We start from the raw sequence: 16,253 nt of genomic DNA on the forward strand, positions 1-16,253 counted from the left end.
ACCTACATTGTCAGCAAGAGTTCACACACGAAAAAACACGGCGAGAAGACCAAATCTAAACATATGATAAACAGATAAAAAAAATCCGGAAACGCGAGACGATTCCGGATTTTTATATTACTCAATCTGAGCGTTATTTCTCTGTTTTATCCTGCAGTTGGCCTACCTGCGGCAGACCCGTACTGGCGGAGGAAGAGAGCAAACCCGTTTCAACGTAGTTAAACAGTTTTTCACGCGTGTCCGTGATATCCAGATTGCGCATGGTCAGCTGGCCGATACGGTCATCCGGCGAGAAGACCGAGTCACCTTTCTCCATAGTCAGACGCTCTGGTTTATAGGTCAGATTGTCAGACACGGTGTTCATGATGGAGTAATCATTGCCACGACGCAGCTCCAGCGTTACTTCACCAGTGATAGCGCTGGCGATCCAACGCTGAGAAGCATCACGCAGCATCAGCGCCTGAGAATCGAACCAGCGTCCCTGGTACAGGAAGCGACCCAGCTGACGGCCATTGGCGTGGTACTGCTCGATAGTGTCTTCGTTGTGAATACCGGTAACCAGACGCTCATAGGCAATGTGCAACAGCGCCATTCCCGGCGCTTCATAGATGCCACGGCTTTTCGCTTCAATGATACGGTTTTCGATCTGATCGCTCATCCCCAGACCGTGGCGTCCACCGATACGGTTCGCTTCCAGCATCAGTTCGACATCATCAGCAAAGGTCTTGCCGTTCAGCGCGACCGGATGACCACGCTCAAAGCGAATGGTTACTTCTTCTGCCGGAACTTTGACGTTCTCGTCCCAGAATTTCACGCCCATAATCGGGTTAACGATTTTGACGCTGGAATTCAGGAATTCCAAATCCTTCGCTTCGTGCGTCGCACCCAGAATATTGGAGTCGGTAGAATAAGCTTTCTCGGCAGACATTTTATAGCCGAACCCAGCCTGAGACATAAACTCGGACATCTCCTGACGACCGCCCAGTTCATCAATAAAATCGGTATCCAGCCACGGTTTATAAATCTTCAATTCAGCATTGGTCAGCAGGCCGTAGCGATAGAAACGCTCAATATCGTTGCCTTTATAGGTGCTGCCGTCACCCCAGATGTTCACACCATCTTCTTTCATCGCCGCAACCAGCATCGTACCGGTCACTGCGCGGCCCAGCGGCGTGGTGTTGAAATAGGTCACACCCGCTGTCGTGTTGTGGAATGCGCCACACTGAATCGCAGCGATACCTTCAGCAACCAGCTGCTTACGGCAATCGATAAGGCGAGCATTTTCCGCGCCATATTCCATAGCCCGACGAGGGATTTCCTCGTAGTCATCCTCATCTGGCTGCCCCAGATTTGCGGTGTACGCATAAGGAACCGCGCCCTTTTGACGCATCCAAAGCAGCGCGGCGCTGGTATCCAGACCACCCGAGAACGCAATACCAATACGCTGACCAACCGGAAGATGCTTGAGAATCGTTGTCATAAATATATCCCTGCTCGAAAGATCTATGGATAGAAGCCTCGCAGCCCACACCATTATGTTACGCCATGCATTAATGAGCGTTTGGGCCCTACGCACATCCTACATCAAGGGCCGGTCGATAACCAAAGTCGACACACTCACAAATGCATATTTATGCAAAATAAGTGAGTGATAATTTAAACATCTTTTTGGCAGGACAGGAAGAGAAGAGTCGTGCTTTCGTGTAAAAAAATTCATGGCCGATTCACGACCAAGTTAGCAAGTATAGCGCCATCTTCTCTTTAGGCTAAGCAACAAAAATCGTTTACGCGACCCACTCGACATTAATAAAACATCGTTTCATTTCGGCGATATTTCTTTGCTATCCTCTTGCGGTTAACACCTTCCCTTGCATATTGCTGGAGATGCTATGTCTAAGAAAGTCGCCGTTCTGCTGGCCCCAGGGTTTGAAGAAGCAGAAGCGATCATGGTGATTGATGTACTGCACCGTATGAAGATAGAAGTCACCATGCTGTCATGCTATGACAGACTGGAACTGCGCAGTTATCACAATATTCGACTGTTTGCCGATTCTCTGCTGGAAAGAAACCAGGACACGCTGTTTGATGCCGTGGTCATCCCTGGCGGCCCACAGGGTACGGTTAACCTGGCCGCCAACCCGATGGTTGTCGAGTTTATTCGTCGCCATGACGAGGCGGGAAAACTGATTTGCCCACTGTGCTCTGCGGCTGCACGCGTATTGGGCGGTAACAACCTGCTGAAAGGCCGTCGCTACGTTTGCTCAGGCAAGTTATGGCAGGACGTGACCGATGGCGTTTATGTTGACGAGAAAGTCGTGGAAGACGGCAATCTGATCAGCGGCAAAGGGCTGGGCGTGACGTTCGATTTTGCCTTTACCATCGCCAGCCGTCTGACTGGAGACAAAGAGAACGCCAACTTCCAGGTTGAGCACATCGATTACGATTACTGGCGCGTGCCGGCGTAACCGCTCACCCGCCAATTAATAAGGCGCGTACCGCCGCGCCTTCCTGAGCCAATCCTCTTAATAACCTTCGCCATAGCGCTCACGGTACTCCTTCGGCGTGATGTCATACCCCTTCTTAAAGACAGCATAAAAGTAAGGTAGCGAAGGGTAGCCACACATTAACGAGATCTCGCCAATCGAGAGCGAGGTCGATATCAGCAGGTTACGCGCCCGATCCAGCTTCTCCGCGTGAATCACACCGTGAATCGTCTGACCGACTTCATCTTTAAAGCGCTTCTCCAGATTCGAGCGGGAAATCCCGACCGCATCCAGCACCTGCTCGACCTTAATCCCTTTACAGGCGTGATAGCGGATAAAGTGCATGGCCTGAATAACGGCAGGATCGTGCACAGAGCGATAATCCGTTGAGCGACGTTCCACCACCCGAACCGGCGGCACCAAAATACGTTGCAGCGGCAAATCGGTCTGGTTCAACAACAGCTGATGCAGCAACTTCGCGGCGCGATACCCCATTTGGCGCGTGCCCTGTGCCACCGACGAGAGCGCGACGCGTGACAGGTAGCGAATCAGATCTTCGTTATCGATTCCGATAACGCACAGCTTTTCCGGTACGGCAATATTCAGATGTTCGCAGACCTGCAACAGATGGCGCGCGCGCGAATCGGTCACCGCGATAATCCCCGTCTGCGGCGGAAGCCCCTGCACCCAGTCGGCCAGCCGGTTTTGCGCGTATTGCCAGTTATCCGGCGACGTTTCCATCCCCTGATACACCACGCCTTGATACTTTTCTGCCGCAACCAACTGCCGGAAAGCGTATTCCCGCTCCTGTGCCCAGCCTTTCCCACCCGATACCGGCAGGCCATAAAAGGCAAAGCGGTTCAGCCCCTTCTCTTTGAGGTGCATAAACGCGCTTTCCACCAGTGCATAATTATCTGTCGCGATATAATGCACGGGCGGGTAATCCTCGGGACGATGGTAGGAGCCGCCAACGCCTACCAGCGGTACATTCACATCCTGTAGCAGTTGCTTGATCTCACCATCGTCAAAATCGGCAATCACGCCGTCTCCCAGCCACTCTTTGATGTTATCAATGCGGCAACGGAAGTCCTCTTCGATGAAGATGTCCCAGTCACACTGAGAAGCCTGTAAATATTCACCAACTCCTTCAACCACCTGACGGTCATACACTTTGTTGGCGTTGAACAGCAGCGTGATGCGATAGCGTTTTTCAAACATGGCAGTCGGCACTCATTAATCGCAAGTTCCTTGAAAGTCTTCTTCCTTGAATAGCACAGCGCCCCCAGAGGCCAAAATAATTTGCTGATTATTGCGAGCCGCCACGTATTTCCTCCACAACCTCCACATCAGTCATACGCGCCGCTTTGTTGCGGTATCCATCCACACCGCCAATAGCAGGATTCCGCCTTTTACGACGTATTGCCAGAAGGTCGGCACATCCAGCATGCTCATTCCGTTATCCAGCGACGCCATGATAAATGCCCCCATCACCGCGCCCGCCACGCTGCCGATACCCCCCGCCAGACTGGTGCCGCCAATCACGCAGGCGGCAATCGCATCCAGTTCGGCAATGTTTCCGGCGGATGGCGAACCAGCTCCCAATCGCGAGCTGAGAATCAGCCCGGCGACCGCGACCATCAGGCCGTTAATCGCGAACACCGCCATTTTGGTGCGCTCGACATTCACGCCCGATAAACGGGCAGCATCGATATTTCCGCCCACGGCATAGATGCGGCGGCCAAATGCGGTTCGCGTCGCCAGAAAAATACCGCCCAGCATCAACAGCGTCAGCACCAGAACCGGCGTTGGCACACCGCGATAGTCATTCAGCAGATAAATCGCCCCCAGCACCACCAGTGCCGTCACCGTCTGGCGGCCAATATCACCCGCGGGAGGGTTTACGGGTAACCCTAATCGCGCGCGGCTGCTGCGCCGACGCCACTGCCAGGCGATAAACACCATCAACCCGATGGCGCCGAACATAAAACCAATGCCGGAAGGCAGATAGCTCTGCCCAATCTGCGACATCGCTTCACTCGTCGGGGAAACCGTCGTCCCATTGGTAATGCCGATCAGAATGCCGCGAAAAGCCAGCATCCCCGCCAGCGTCACGATAAAAGAAGGGACTTTCCGGTAGGCGACCCACCAGCCATTCCACGCGCCGAGCAGTAATCCCAGCGCAAGTGTCACAACGATGGTCAACGGTAAAGGCCAGCCAAACCAGACATCAAAAATCGCCGCCGCGCCGCCCAATAGCCCCATCATCGAACCAACCGACAGATCGATCTCAGCGGAAATAATGACAAACACCATACCGACCGCCAGAATGCCGGTGATCGCCGTTTGCCTTAACAGGTTGGAGAGGTTACGCGCGCTGAGATATGCCCCGTCAGTCATGTAGGTGAAAAAGAGCATGATGGCGATGATAGCGGCAATCATCACGTAGACCTGAAGATTGATGCTTTTCAATCGTTGCAGCATCGAGACAGAGCCAGCGACATGTTGTTGTTCAGACTGCGATGTTTTCAGCACGATGTTCACTCCTCAATGCAGCTTCCATAACCTGTTCCTGGGTTAAATCACGGTTGATCAAATCCGCTTTGATACGCCCCTGATGCATCACCAACACCCGATCGCTCAACCCCAGCACTTCGGGCAGCTCAGAAGAGATGACAATGACGGCAATGTGCTGTTTTACCAGCGCATTAATGAGCTTGTAGATTTCATACTTGGCACCGATATCAATGCCGCGCGTGGGTTCATCAAGAATCAGAATTCGGGGTTTCAACAGCAGACATTTCGCCAGCACCGCTTTTTGCTGGTTGCCGCCGCTGAGCCGGGCGATCGCCAGCTCTGGGCTGGAGGTTTTCACCTTCAGATTCGCTAGCGACTGCCGGATGATGTCCTGTTCACGCGCATCGTCCAGCATGGAAAACGCCCCAGTGAATTGATCGAGTGCCGCCAGCGTCATGTTCTGCGCGACGCTCATCACCGGGACAATGCCATCCTTCTTACGATCCTCCGGCACCATCGCAATACCCTGCGCCATCGCCTGCTGGCAATTGCTGATGGTCACCTGCTCGCCGTCAATAAAGATGTCGCCCTGCCAATGACCGTGATAGGCACCAAACAGGCATTGCACCGTTTCCGTACGCCCTGACCCCACCAGTCCAGCAATGCCGAGAATCTCGCCTCGGTGCAGAGCAAACGAGACATCATCCACCCGGCGAATGTGGCGATTGACCGGGTGCCAGGCGGTAAGGTGTTCTACGCGCAGCACTTCTTCACCAATGGTATGCGGTTCATTGGGATAGAGCTCCGTCAGTTCCCGTCCCACCATCATGGCAATGATCTGGTCTTCGCTCAGCTCGACCGCAGGGCGCGTGCCAATAGGTTTCCCATCACGAATCACGCAAATCACATCGGAAATGGCTTTAACTTCGTTGAGCTTGTGCGAGATATAGATGCAGGCAATACCGTGATCGCGCAGATCCTGGATGATCTCCAGCAGGATTGCGGTTTCACGTTCGGTCAATGATGCTGTGGGCTCATCCAGCACCAACAGACGCACCTGCTTGTTCAGCGCCTTGGCAATTTCCACCAGCTGTTGCTGGCCTAATCCAAGCTCACCCACTTTGGTATTCGGATCGACGGCCAGCTTGACCTGCTCCAGCATACGCTGGCAGCGAAGGTACATATTGTCGTAATCCATTACGCCAAAACGCGTCCATTCGTTACCCAAAAAGAGGTTCTCCAGTACCGTCATCTCTTTCACCAGCGCCAGTTCCTGATGAATAATCGCAATGCCTTTTTGCTCCGTATCGCGAATATGGCTAGCGCGCAGTTCGTCACCGGAAAACACAATCTGCCCCTCATAGCTGCCATGCGGATAGATGGCACACAGCACCTTCATCAAGGTAGATTTCCCCGAGCCATTCTCGCCGCACAGCGACAAAACCTGACCTGCCTCCAGCGTCAGGCTGACATTATCGACGGCTTTCACCGTGCCAAACGCCTTGGTGATGTTTTTCATTTCCAACAGATGTGGCATCACGGCCTCCGTGATTCAGGTATCTCAGACCTCGTCTGCGACAGTGGCGAGCCACAACCTCGTGTCGTGACTCGATGAACGTCTTTCCTGCATCCTGAAATCTAGTGGCTGCGGCGTGCGTTAATACACATCCGCTTTTTTGTGGAAGCCATCGGCGATGACGGTGGAATCGATATTGGATTTATCGACGGGAATCGGCGTCAGTAAGAAGGAAGGAATATCTTTCAATCCATTGTTTAATTTAGCGTTAGATTCCGGCGTTTTGCCGGAACCCAGCGCCACGGCGATATCTGCGGCATCTTTCGCCAGCTTGCTGATCGGTTTATAGACCGTCATGGTTTGCGTGCCTGCCACAATACGTTTGATTGCGGCCAGATCGGCATCCTGACCGGAAATGGCGACCTTCCCAGCCAGTCCCTGTGCGGCAAGTGCCTGAATCGCCCCGCCCGCCGTCGCATCGTTCGATGCGACGACAGCATCAATCTTATTGCTGTTCGCCGTTAGCGCATTTTCCATAATTTTCAGCGCATTCTCTGGTAGCCAGGCATCAACCCACTGATCGCCGACCACTTTTATTTTCCCGCTTTCGATCAGCGGCGTAAGCACTTTCATTTGCCCCTGACGAAACAGCTTCGCGTTATTATCAACAGGTGAGCCGCCCATTAAGAAATAGTTTCCGCCGGGCACCTTATCGATGAGATATTTCGCCTGTAGCTCACCAACCTTTTCATTATCAAATGAAATATAAAAATCCACATCCGCATTATTAATCATGCGGTCATAAGCAAGCACTTTTATTCCTTCACGTTTGGCTTCCGCAATAACATTGCCAAGCACTTGACCGTTATAAGGAATAATAACTAAGACATCGACACCGCGATTGATCATGTTTTCTATTTGAGAAATCTGCGTGGCCTCATTGCCGTTTGCTGATTGAACAAACACATCAGCCCCTTGCTTTTTGGCTTGCTCAACAAAAAGATCGCGATCTTTCTGCCAGCGTTCAAGACGCAGATCGTCAATCGCCATGCCTATTTTAACGTCCTTCGCGAATCCGGGCTGACAAGCTAAAGTGAATACGGCACAGGCTGAGAGTAAAAAATGTTTAACTTTCATCATAGCGTACCTTTTTTTATTTAAGATGCAGGGCCTAAGACTCCAATAGCAATAGCCAGATGAGTATTGTCGCTAAACATCCCCCCATCAATTACAGATTTTTATCCTCCAATTATGTTTTTTGGTTTAATTCCCGTTTTTTGATACGGGTCATATTTTATTGTCGAGTCACATTTTCACGTTGTTACACCTTGCGAAGCGTATTCAGAGTAAATACCGTTATTTTTTGCGACGCAGCGCACATTTAATAATTCTCTGAATTTCAGTGTGAAATAACGTAATTGAGGAAACGTTCATCCACTCCGAAAATTAATCCCATTCCCATCTCTTCCGTCTGGGTGGTTTCTAAGGAGTTAACGATGCAAGCCTATTTTGAACAGATCGAAAAAGTCCGTTATGAAGGTAGCCAAAGCGACAATCCCTTCGCCTTTCGTCACTACAATCCCGACCAGGAAATTCTCGGTAAACGGATGGCAGACCATTTGCGTTTTGCCGTCGCGTATTGGCACACGTTCTGCTGGAACGGTGCGGATATGTTCGGCGTCGGCTCTTTTGCCCGGCCGTGGCAACAGTCAGGCGACGCGCTGGAGCTCGCGAAGCGCAAGGCGAACATCGCATTCGAATTCTTTCAAAAGCTGAACGTGCCTTACTACTGCTTTCATGACGTCGATATCGCACCGGAAGGAAACTCACTGAAAGAGTATCTGCATAATTTTGCGGTTATCACCGATGTGCTGGCGGAAAAGCAGCAGGATAGCGGCGTGAAGCTGCTGTGGGGTACCGCCAACTGCTTTACCCATCCTCGCTATGGCGCAGGCGCGGCCACCAACCCTGACCCAGATGTCTTTGCCTGGGCGGCTACGCAAGTGTTCACGGCAATGAACGCGACCAAAAAACTGGGTGGCGAGAACTATGTACTGTGGGGCGGGCGCGAAGGGTATGAAACCCTGCTTAATACCGACCTGCGTCAGGAGCGTGAACAAATCGGTCGCTTCATGCAGATGGTCGTCGAACATAAACACAAAATCGGCTTTCAGGGCACGCTGCTCATCGAGCCGAAGCCACAGGAGCCAACCAAGCACCAGTACGACTACGATGTCGCCACCGTTTATGGTTTCCTGAAACAGTTTGGGCTGGAAAAAGAGATTAAAGTCAACGTGGAAGCCAACCACGCTACGCTGGCAGGCCATTCATTCCATCATGAAATCGCTACTGCTGTCGCGCTGGGCGTATTCGGATCTGTCGATGCGAACCGCGGCGATCCGCAGCTCGGCTGGGACACCGATCAGTTCCCTAACAGCGTGGAAGAGAACGCGCTGATCATGTATGAAATTCTCAAGGCGGGTGGCTTCACGACGGGTGGGCTGAACTTTGACGCCAAAGTTCGTCGCCAAAGTACCGATCGCTATGACCTTTTCCACGCGCATATCGGTGCGATGGATACCATGGCGCTGGCGCTCAAGGCCGCTGCCAGAATGATTGAAGATGATAAACTCAATCAGTTGGTTGCTAAACGCTATGCAGGCTGGAACGGAGAACTGGGTCAGCAAATCCTGCAAGGCAAGGCCTCGCTGGAATCACTTGCCCACTATGCAGAAAGCCATCAGCTGGCACCACAGCACCAGAGTGGCCAGCAGGAATTGCTGGAAAACCTGGTTAACCGCCACCTATACCCTAAATAATTCGAGTTTCAGGAAGGCGGCAAGAGAGGGAATCCCGATGAGCTTACTCAGGTAAGTGATTCGGGTGAGTGACAAATCTACCGGGGGTAGATTTGAACGCTGCTTGCAGCGGCCCCAACGGGGCGAGGCACACGTAAGTGTGCCGAGTAGCCCAGCCAACGCACATGCAACTTGAAGTATGACGGGTAATTTGGCTAAAACGGGACGCTCACTACGTCACACTTACTGCGGCAGGCTACCCCTGTCGCAGAGGCTTATCAGGAGCCACTATGTATATCGGTATTGATCTGGGTACGTCCGGTGTGAAAGCCATCCTGCTGGATGAAGCAGGCGAGGTGATTGCCAGCCATAGCGCCGCATTGAACATTTCCCGCCCGCATCCGCTCTGGTCAGAGCAAGCACCTGAAGATTGGTGGCAGGCAACCGATCGGGCGTTACAGGCATTGGCAGCGACGCACAACCTTCGCGCGGTGAAAGCACTGGGGCTAACCGGGCAAATGCACGGGGCGACCTTGCTGGACGCCCGCCAGAACGTGCTACGCCCCGCGATCCTCTGGAATGACGGGCGTAGCGCGGCTCAATGCCGCACGCTGGAACAACAGGTGCCAACATCGCGCCAGATTACCGGTAACCTGATGATGCCGGGCTTTACCGCGCCCAAACTGAAATGGGTGCAGGAAAACGAAAGCGAGATCTTTCGCCAAATCGACAAAGTCCTGCTGCCAAAAGACTATCTGCGCTGGCGTCTGACGGGAGAGTTTGCCAGCGATATGTCCGATGCAGCCGGAACACTCTGGCTGGATGTCGCAAAACGAGACTGGAGCGACACGCTGCTGGAAGCCTGCGCGCTGAGCCGCGAACATATGCCCGTGCTGTATGAAGGCAATCAGATTACCGGTTATCTGCGGCCTGATATCGCCAGCCGCTGGGGCATGGAACCCATCCCCGTGATTGCTGGCGGTGGGGACAATGCGGCGGGAGCCATTGGCGTCGGGCTATATCAAGCCGGACAGGCAATGCTGTCTCTCGGCACATCCGGCGTTTACTTTGCTGTCAGCGATGGCTTTCTCAGCAACCCGCAGCATGCCGTCCACAGCTTCTGCCACGCGCTGCCGAATACCTGGCACCTGATGTCCGTGATGTTAAGCGCGGCATCCTGCCTCGACTGGGTCGCCCGTCTGACGCACGCAGAGAGCGTACCCGCGCTGTTGCAGGAAGTCGCCTCGACGCCAGCCGATGATACGATAACGCCAGTGTGGTTCTTACCCTATCTCTCCGGCGAACGTACGCCACACAATAATCCTGATGCCAAAGGCGCATTCTGGGGGCTCACCCATCAACACGGTCGCCCAGAACTGGCAAAAGCGGTACTGGAAGGCGTGGGGTTTGCGCTTGCCGATGGCATGGACGCACTGCATATGACCGGGCTAAAACCCGATAGCATCACGCTGATTGGCGGCGGTGCTCGCAGCGCCTACTGGCGGCAAATGCTGGCGGATATCAGCGGTCAAACGCTGGAGTACCGCACGGGAGGAGATGTTGGCCCCGCGCTGGGGGCAGCACGTCTGGCACAGATCGCCATGCATCCGCATACGCCACTGGCAGACCTGCTGCCGCCGTTACCGTTGGAACAGGTTCATCAACCGGATCCCCAACGCCATGATGACTATGCCGAGCGGAGACGTACATTTAAGGCACTCTACCAGCAGCTTAGCCCGCTGATGTAGCGTAGCAGCGTCAGCTCACCCAGCGCCGCACATCGATTTTCTGTAGCGCCATCGACAGCAACAGGCTGACCGCTAGCGCGATGGCGAAAACATACAAGATATCGAGAACTGGGTGGGATGGCAGCGCCACGTCATGCGTTCGCAGATAATGAATGATCAACGCATGGAAGCCGTAAATCGCCAGCGAATGGCGCGAAATAGTGGCAAACCCCGGTAAAATCCGCTGGCTACAATAATGTTTAAACACCACGAGAAGGCTGACCGCAGCCAGAAACACCAGCGGGCCACAGTAGATGTAAAATGTCTGGGTAAACGTATCATTCAATAATGTGTGGTGTTTCGTCCCCATTGCGACCAGCGCGACACAGGCAACAAAGAATGGGATAGCGGCCAGCACAACTTTCTTTGGCACATCCAACATCCCCAACGCACGCCCCAGCGCGGCATACAGCACATAGTAAAACGTATCGCCGTAAATATAGAGGTTCACGGGCAGTAACTTAAACCCTTCAAATACCACCCGCCCCGTATTGGGGTTAGCGACAACGGCCAATAAGACAATCAAGACCGCTAAATATTTGCCCGATACGGGCTTGATGGTAATAAGCGGGGAGAGCAGATAAATCACGATAATGGCGTAGAAAAACCATAAGTGATAAAAGACCGGTTTTTGCAGCGCATGGTGCAATGAATTCAGGCCATTAATCGGCGTGAGCGTCGCAATATAGATCAGCGCGACCGCACTATAAAAAAGCAGGCATAAACCGATACGCAGGAAATGTTTTTTCCCCGCGCTGCGCTCGCCAAAGAATAAGTAACCCGAGATCATGAAAAACAGCGGAACACAGACGCGCGAGGCAGAGTTCAGGATATTCGCTACATCCCAGTGACCATCGCCCGGCGTGCCGCCCGCAGTAATATAGTAGGTGGTGCTATGAATCAGAACGACCATCATGCAGGCCAGCGCCCGCAGGTTATCAATCCAGCCGATCTTATCCGTCATGCACAACCTCTTGAAAGCAAAGCGCTATTCAAAACAGCGTAGCCGTTGTTAAGCGCTGGCACAATCGATTATTAACAACCAGCAACTATCAATGATCAGCTATCAACAATCGGTTAAATCTGAGTGATAAGGACGGATTGATGCGGGAAACCCGCATCAATGTACATCATGCCTGCGTACCCGCACAGGCAGGCACGCAGGGTTTGAAGGAAGTACGCCGTTAGAACAGCCCCATCGGCTTATCAGAGTAACTCACCAACAGGCACTTGGTTTGCTGGTAATGTTCCAGCATCATTTTATGGTTTTCACGCCCGATGCCGGACTGCTTGTAGCCCCCGAACGCTGCATGCGCCGGATAAGCGTGATAACAGTTGGTCCAGACGCGTCCGGCCTGAATACCACGCCCCATCCGGTAGGCAATGTTACCGTTACGGCTCCACACGCCAGCCCCCAGACCGTATTCCGTGTCGTTGGCGATCTCCAGTGCGTCATCCATCGTTTTGAAGGTCGTGACCGCCAATACCGGTCCAAAAATTTCCTCCTGGAAGACACGCATACTGTTTTTACCGAACAATATCGTCGGTTCCAGATAATACCCTTCCGCCAGCCCACCCGGCATCGCCTTGCGCTGGCCGCCCGTGAGCACCCGTGCGCCCTCTTTCTTACCGATATCAATGTAGTTAAGGATGGTATCAAGCTGGCCTGCTGACACCTGAGCACCCATCATGGTTTTGCTGTCCAGCGGGTTGCCGATGCGGATAGCCTCAACGCGCTTGATTGCCCGCTCCATAAAGCGATCGTAGATCGATTCCTGCACCAGCGCACGACTCGGACAGGTACAGACCTCTCCCTGATTGAAAGCAAACAGCGTGAAGCCTTCGAGCACTTTGTCAAAGAAGCTGTCTTCTTTATCCATCACATCGGCAAAGAAGATATTCGGCGATTTGCCACCCAGTTCCAGCGTTACTGGCGTCACGTTCTGCGCCGCATAGCTCATGATCTGCTGGCCCACTTCAGTCGACCCGGTGAAAGCGACTTTCGCAACGCGTTTCGACGTCGCCAGATATTCGCCAATTTCACTTCCCGACCCATTGACGACATTAATGACACCTGGCGGCAGCAGATCCTGAATCAGCTCCATCAAAATCAGCACCGACATCGGCGTCAGTTTGGCGGGTTTCAGCACAATACAGTTACCGGCGGCCAGCGCAGGCGCCATTTTCCAACAGGCCATCAGCAGCGGGAAATTCCAGGGAATGATTTGCCCGACAACGCCGAGAGGTTCATGAAAATGGTAGGCCACGGTATCGCCGTCAATTTCACTGATCGCCCCTTCTTGCGCACGGATACAGGCCGCAAAATAGCGAAAATGGTCAATCGCCAGCGGCACATCCGCTCCGCTAGTTTCGCGTATCGGTTTGCCGTTATCCCAAGTCTCTACCCGCGCCAGCAGCTCAAGATTTTGTTCCATTCGGTCGGCAATACGGTTCAGCACCAGCGCCCGATCCTGCACTGACAGGCCACCCCATTCCGCTTTTGCCTTGTGAGCGGCATCCAGCGCGTGGTCAATATCTCGCGTTGACGAACTGGCCACTTCACACATCGGCTGGCCCGTTACTGGCGTCAAATTGACAAAATACTGACCCGCATCAGGTGGAACCCAGGCTCCGCCGATAAAATTGTCATAGCGTTTTTTCAGGTTGAGAGAACCGTAGTCGTCAGATGCAGGTCGGCCTTCAAAATTATCATGCGCCATTTCAGTCTCCTTTTCATTTCCGAGTGAGCGGCCATGCCGCAGTGAAAAAAGAGGCAAACAGTAAGCAGTTAAATTAAGCCTATACGGGGTATGGAGTTAGCGACAGGATTCGGCCAGAGAAGAAAGCAACTCTTCGAGTTGACGCACAGTTTCTTGCGAGAAAAAGTCGCATCCCTTCAGGCGCGGTGAGGTATACCCTAAATAATTCGAGTTTCAGGACAAAACGTATTCGTTTTGAATAACGCGAAGCGTTAGCCCTTTAGGGCGATGCTCATCAATGAGCATCGTAACGCGGCAAGCGAAGGAGTCCCGATGAGCTTACTTGAGTAAGTGATTCGGGTGATTGACAAATCTGCCAGAGGCAGGTTTGAACGCTGCTTGCAGCGGCCCCAACGGGGTGAGACACACGCTAGTGTGTCGAGTAACGCAGCCAACGCACATGCAACTTGAAGTATGACGGGTATAATACTTTTAATTTCCAAGGTTACTAACATGCAGGTATTTCAGGTGGAAGGGGTTCATTTACGCGCGGCTACCGCCCTTGAAGGCGCAACGCAACATTCGGTCTATCATCCTGACTCGCTGCACCAGCCGCAGCCTGACTGGCTGGCGGAAGAAGTGCCCGTGGCGCTGGTCTACAACGGCATCTCGCATGTCGTCATGATGGCATCGCCGAAAGAACTGGAACTGTTCGCCCTCGGGTTTTCCTTATCTGAAGGCATTATTCAATCACCAGCAGACATCTACGGGATTGATGTACTGCCCGCCTGTAACGGTATCGAAGTACAAATTGAGCTTTCCAGCCGACGTTTTGCCGGGCTAAAAGAACGACGTCGGGCGATGGATGGCCGCACAGGCTGTGGCGTATGCGGCGTGGAGCAGCTCGCGGAGATCGGCAAGCCGGTGACGCCCCTGCCCTTCACGCAGGCCTTTTCCCTCAGCAAACTTGAAAACGCGCTGGTGCGGCTGCGCGATGTGCAGAAGATCGGTCAGGTGACGGGTTGTACCCATGCCGCAAGTTGGGTCGCGCCAGACGGCACGCTGTCCGGGGGAAGCGAAGACGTCGGCCGCCATGTCGCGCTGGATAAACTGCTGGGTGCTCGAGCAAAACTAGAGTGGCAACAAGGTGCCGCGCTGGTCTCCAGCCGTGCCAGCTATGAAATGGTCCAGAAGTCCGCCATGTGCGGCGTGGAAATCCTGTTTGCTGTCTCGGCGGCAACGTCACTGGCGGTTGAGGTCGCCCAACGCTGCAACCTGACGCTGGTCGGTTTTTGTCGACCAGGACACGCAACGATCTACACACATCCGCAGCGCCTGAGCGAGTAAGCGCTACCGCAGCTTGAAGTATGACGGGTATAGATTAATTTGTTTTTACATAGTGCAATAATGACATAACCGTTTGTTATCATGAGGTAAAGCAATATGGTTCATGACATCAGAACGAGAATAATCATTTTCAATATCATTTAATTAACTATAATGAACGTATTGCTTACGCGGTACTAACAGTACAGTGCCGTAACATTTTTTTTACCATGGAGATGCTAAACATGAGTTATTCACTGCCATCGCTGCCTTATGCTTATGACGCACTGGAACCGCATTTCGACAAAGAGACGATGGAAATTCACCATTCCAAACACCATCAGGCTTACGTCAATAATGCTAATGCCGCGCTGGAATCTCTGCCTGAGCTGGCTAAATTGTCTGTTGAAGAGCTGATCGCTCAACTGGATAAAGTTCCTGCTGAGAAAAAAGCAGCACTGCGTAACAACGCAGGTGGCCATGCTAACCACAGCCTGTTCTGGAAAGGCCTGAAAGTAGGCACGACGCTGACTGGCGACCTGAAAGCCGCCATCGAACGTGATTTCGGCAGCGTTGATGCATTTAAAGAGAAATTTGAGCAAGCAGCAGCAACCCGTTTTGGTTCTGGCTGGGCCTGGCTGGTGCTGAAAGACGACGGCAAACTGGCTGTAGTCTCTACTGCAAACCAAGACAGCCCACTGATGGGTGAAGCAATTTCTGGTACTTCTGGCTACCCAATCGTTGGTCTGGATGTATGGGAACACGCTTATTACCTGAAATTCCAAAACCGTCGCCCAGATTACGCGAAAGCATTCTGGAACGTAGTGAACTGGGACGAAGCAGCGGCTCGTTTCGCCAGCGCGAAAAAATAAAACCGTTGAATGCCTGATCCCATCAGGCGCCTTCTGCGTTTGAATAGAAACTGGAATAACAGCCTGTTATTCCAGTTTTTTTATATCCGTCATACTTCAAACCGCATGCACGTTGGCACTATTTGGTTCATCATTGACCCTCGCCCCGACAGGCCGCCGCTGACTGGCGCGTAAAGTTCCAGAGTAACGTGCCGATATCTACTGCGGGTTTTTATCATGTTGTTTTGCAAAAATAGGCTTGGCAAGCGGTAATCCGAG

12 protein-coding genes are annotated in these 16,253 nt (G+C 52.8%); 5 read left to right on the forward strand and 7 right to left on the reverse strand.

The features are described 5' to 3' along the window. Positions 1 to 133: 133 nt before the first annotated feature. Positions 134 to 1,480, reverse strand: a complete 1,347-nt coding sequence (gene argG / locus WCT94_RS12165; protein ID WP_015842235.1) for an argininosuccinate synthase — start codon at positions 1,478 to 1,480, stop codon at positions 134 to 136. 409 nt (positions 1,481 to 1,889) lie between these two features. Between argG and WCT94_RS12170 the strand changes: the two genes are divergently transcribed. Further along, positions 1,890 to 2,465 (forward strand): DJ-1/PfpI family protein, encoded by a 576-nt coding sequence (locus WCT94_RS12170; protein ID WP_336869763.1) that lies wholly within the window; start codon positions 1,890 to 1,892, stop codon positions 2,463 to 2,465. A 57-nt stretch (positions 2,466 to 2,522) separates the two neighbouring features. Here the strand turns inward: WCT94_RS12170 and xylR are convergent, their stop codons facing one another. The 4 genes from xylR to xylF all read right to left on the reverse strand — a co-directional run bounded on the left by xylR (position 2,523) and on the right by xylF (position 7,650). Further along, entirely contained in the window at positions 2,523 to 3,701 is a 1,179-nt protein-coding gene (gene xylR / locus WCT94_RS12175; protein ID WP_015842237.1) for a D-xylose utilization transcriptional activator XylR, read from the reverse strand. A 132-nt stretch (positions 3,702 to 3,833) separates the two neighbouring features. Continuing rightward, the gene (xylH, locus tag WCT94_RS12180; RefSeq protein ID WP_207189230.1) at positions 3,834 to 4,964 is read right to left on the reverse strand and encodes a xylose ABC transporter permease XylH; all 1,131 of its coding nucleotides are present in this window, start codon (positions 4,962 to 4,964) and stop codon (positions 3,834 to 3,836) included. A gap of 28 nt (positions 4,965 to 4,992) precedes the next feature. After that, complete coding sequence (locus tag WCT94_RS12185) at positions 4,993 to 6,534, reverse strand: xylose ABC transporter ATP-binding protein (RefSeq protein ID WP_336869764.1); 1,542 nt, start codon at positions 6,532 to 6,534, stop codon at positions 4,993 to 4,995. A 120-nt stretch (positions 6,535 to 6,654) separates the two neighbouring features. Next, positions 6,655 to 7,650 carry a D-xylose ABC transporter substrate-binding protein gene (xylF, locus tag WCT94_RS12190; protein WP_336869824.1) on the reverse strand — a complete coding sequence of 332 codons (996 nt, stop codon included), beginning with the start codon at positions 7,648 to 7,650 and terminating at the stop codon, positions 6,655 to 6,657. Between the two features lie 359 nt (positions 7,651 to 8,009). Between xylF and xylA the strand changes: the two genes are divergently transcribed. Together xylA and xylB are read left to right on the forward strand one after the other, a co-directional pair. Next, entirely contained in the window at positions 8,010 to 9,332 is a 1,323-nt protein-coding gene (gene xylA / locus WCT94_RS12195; RefSeq protein WP_336869765.1) for a xylose isomerase, read from the forward strand. A gap of 269 nt (positions 9,333 to 9,601) precedes the next feature. Beyond that, entirely contained in the window at positions 9,602 to 11,059 is a 1,458-nt protein-coding gene (gene xylB, locus WCT94_RS12200; RefSeq protein WP_336869766.1) for a xylulokinase, read from the forward strand. Between the two features lie 10 nt (positions 11,060 to 11,069). On the opposite strand, the gene WCT94_RS12205 is transcribed toward xylB, so the two are convergent. Both WCT94_RS12205 and exaC read right to left on the reverse strand, forming a co-directional pair. Further along, positions 11,070 to 12,062 carry an acyltransferase gene (locus WCT94_RS12205; RefSeq protein ID WP_336869767.1) on the reverse strand — a complete coding sequence of 331 codons (993 nt, stop codon included), beginning with the start codon at positions 12,060 to 12,062 and terminating at the stop codon, positions 11,070 to 11,072. Positions 12,063 to 12,282: 220 nt separating this feature from the next. Next, positions 12,283 to 13,818: an acetaldehyde dehydrogenase ExaC gene (exaC, locus tag WCT94_RS12210; protein WP_336869768.1), complete on the reverse strand. Its 1,536-nt coding sequence runs from the start codon at positions 13,816 to 13,818 to the stop codon at positions 12,283 to 12,285. A 492-nt stretch (positions 13,819 to 14,310) separates the two neighbouring features. Here exaC and fdhD point away from each other — a divergent pair, with 492 nt between their 5' ends. Continuing rightward, positions 14,311 to 15,144: a formate dehydrogenase accessory sulfurtransferase FdhD gene (fdhD, locus tag WCT94_RS12215; RefSeq protein ID WP_336869769.1), complete on the forward strand. Its 834-nt coding sequence runs from the start codon at positions 14,311 to 14,313 to the stop codon at positions 15,142 to 15,144. A gap of 224 nt (positions 15,145 to 15,368) precedes the next feature. Continuing rightward, complete coding sequence (gene sodA / locus WCT94_RS12220; RefSeq protein ID WP_015842246.1) at positions 15,369 to 15,995, forward strand: superoxide dismutase [Mn]; 627 nt, start codon at positions 15,369 to 15,371, stop codon at positions 15,993 to 15,995. Positions 15,996 to 16,253 lie beyond the last annotated feature (258 nt).

This window comes from Pectobacterium sp. 1950-15, assembly GCF_037136835.1.
Taxonomy (GTDB): Bacteria; Pseudomonadota; Gammaproteobacteria; order Enterobacterales; family Enterobacteriaceae; genus Pectobacterium.

Excerpts from the sequence above, each read along its gene's own strand:
- argG (WP_015842235.1), bottom strand. The coding sequence starts at position 1,480 with ATGACAACGATTCTCAAGCATCTTCCGGTTGGTCAGCGTATTGGTATT.
- WCT94_RS12170 (WP_336869763.1), top strand. The coding sequence starts at position 1,890 with ATGTCTAAGAAAGTCGCCGTTCTGCTGGCCCCAGGGTTTGAAGAAGCA.
- xylR (WP_015842237.1), bottom strand. The coding sequence starts at position 3,701 with ATGTTTGAAAAACGCTATCGCATCACGCTGCTGTTCAACGCCAACAAA.
- xylH (WP_207189230.1), bottom strand. The coding sequence starts at position 4,964 with ATGCTGCAACGATTGAAAAGCATCAATCTTCAGGTCTACGTGATGATT.
- WCT94_RS12185 (WP_336869764.1), bottom strand. The coding sequence starts at position 6,534 with ATGCCACATCTGTTGGAAATGAAAAACATCACCAAGGCGTTTGGCACG.
- xylF (WP_336869824.1), bottom strand. The coding sequence starts at position 7,650 with ATGAAAGTTAAACATTTTTTACTCTCAGCCTGTGCCGTATTCACTTTA.
- xylA (WP_336869765.1), top strand. The coding sequence starts at position 8,010 with ATGCAAGCCTATTTTGAACAGATCGAAAAAGTCCGTTATGAAGGTAGC.
- xylB (WP_336869766.1), top strand. The coding sequence starts at position 9,602 with ATGTATATCGGTATTGATCTGGGTACGTCCGGTGTGAAAGCCATCCTG.
- WCT94_RS12205 (WP_336869767.1), bottom strand. The coding sequence starts at position 12,062 with ATGACGGATAAGATCGGCTGGATTGATAACCTGCGGGCGCTGGCCTGC.
- exaC (WP_336869768.1), bottom strand. The coding sequence starts at position 13,818 with ATGGCGCATGATAATTTTGAAGGCCGACCTGCATCTGACGACTACGGT.
- fdhD (WP_336869769.1), top strand. The coding sequence starts at position 14,311 with ATGCAGGTATTTCAGGTGGAAGGGGTTCATTTACGCGCGGCTACCGCC.
- sodA (WP_015842246.1), top strand. The coding sequence starts at position 15,369 with ATGAGTTATTCACTGCCATCGCTGCCTTATGCTTATGACGCACTGGAA.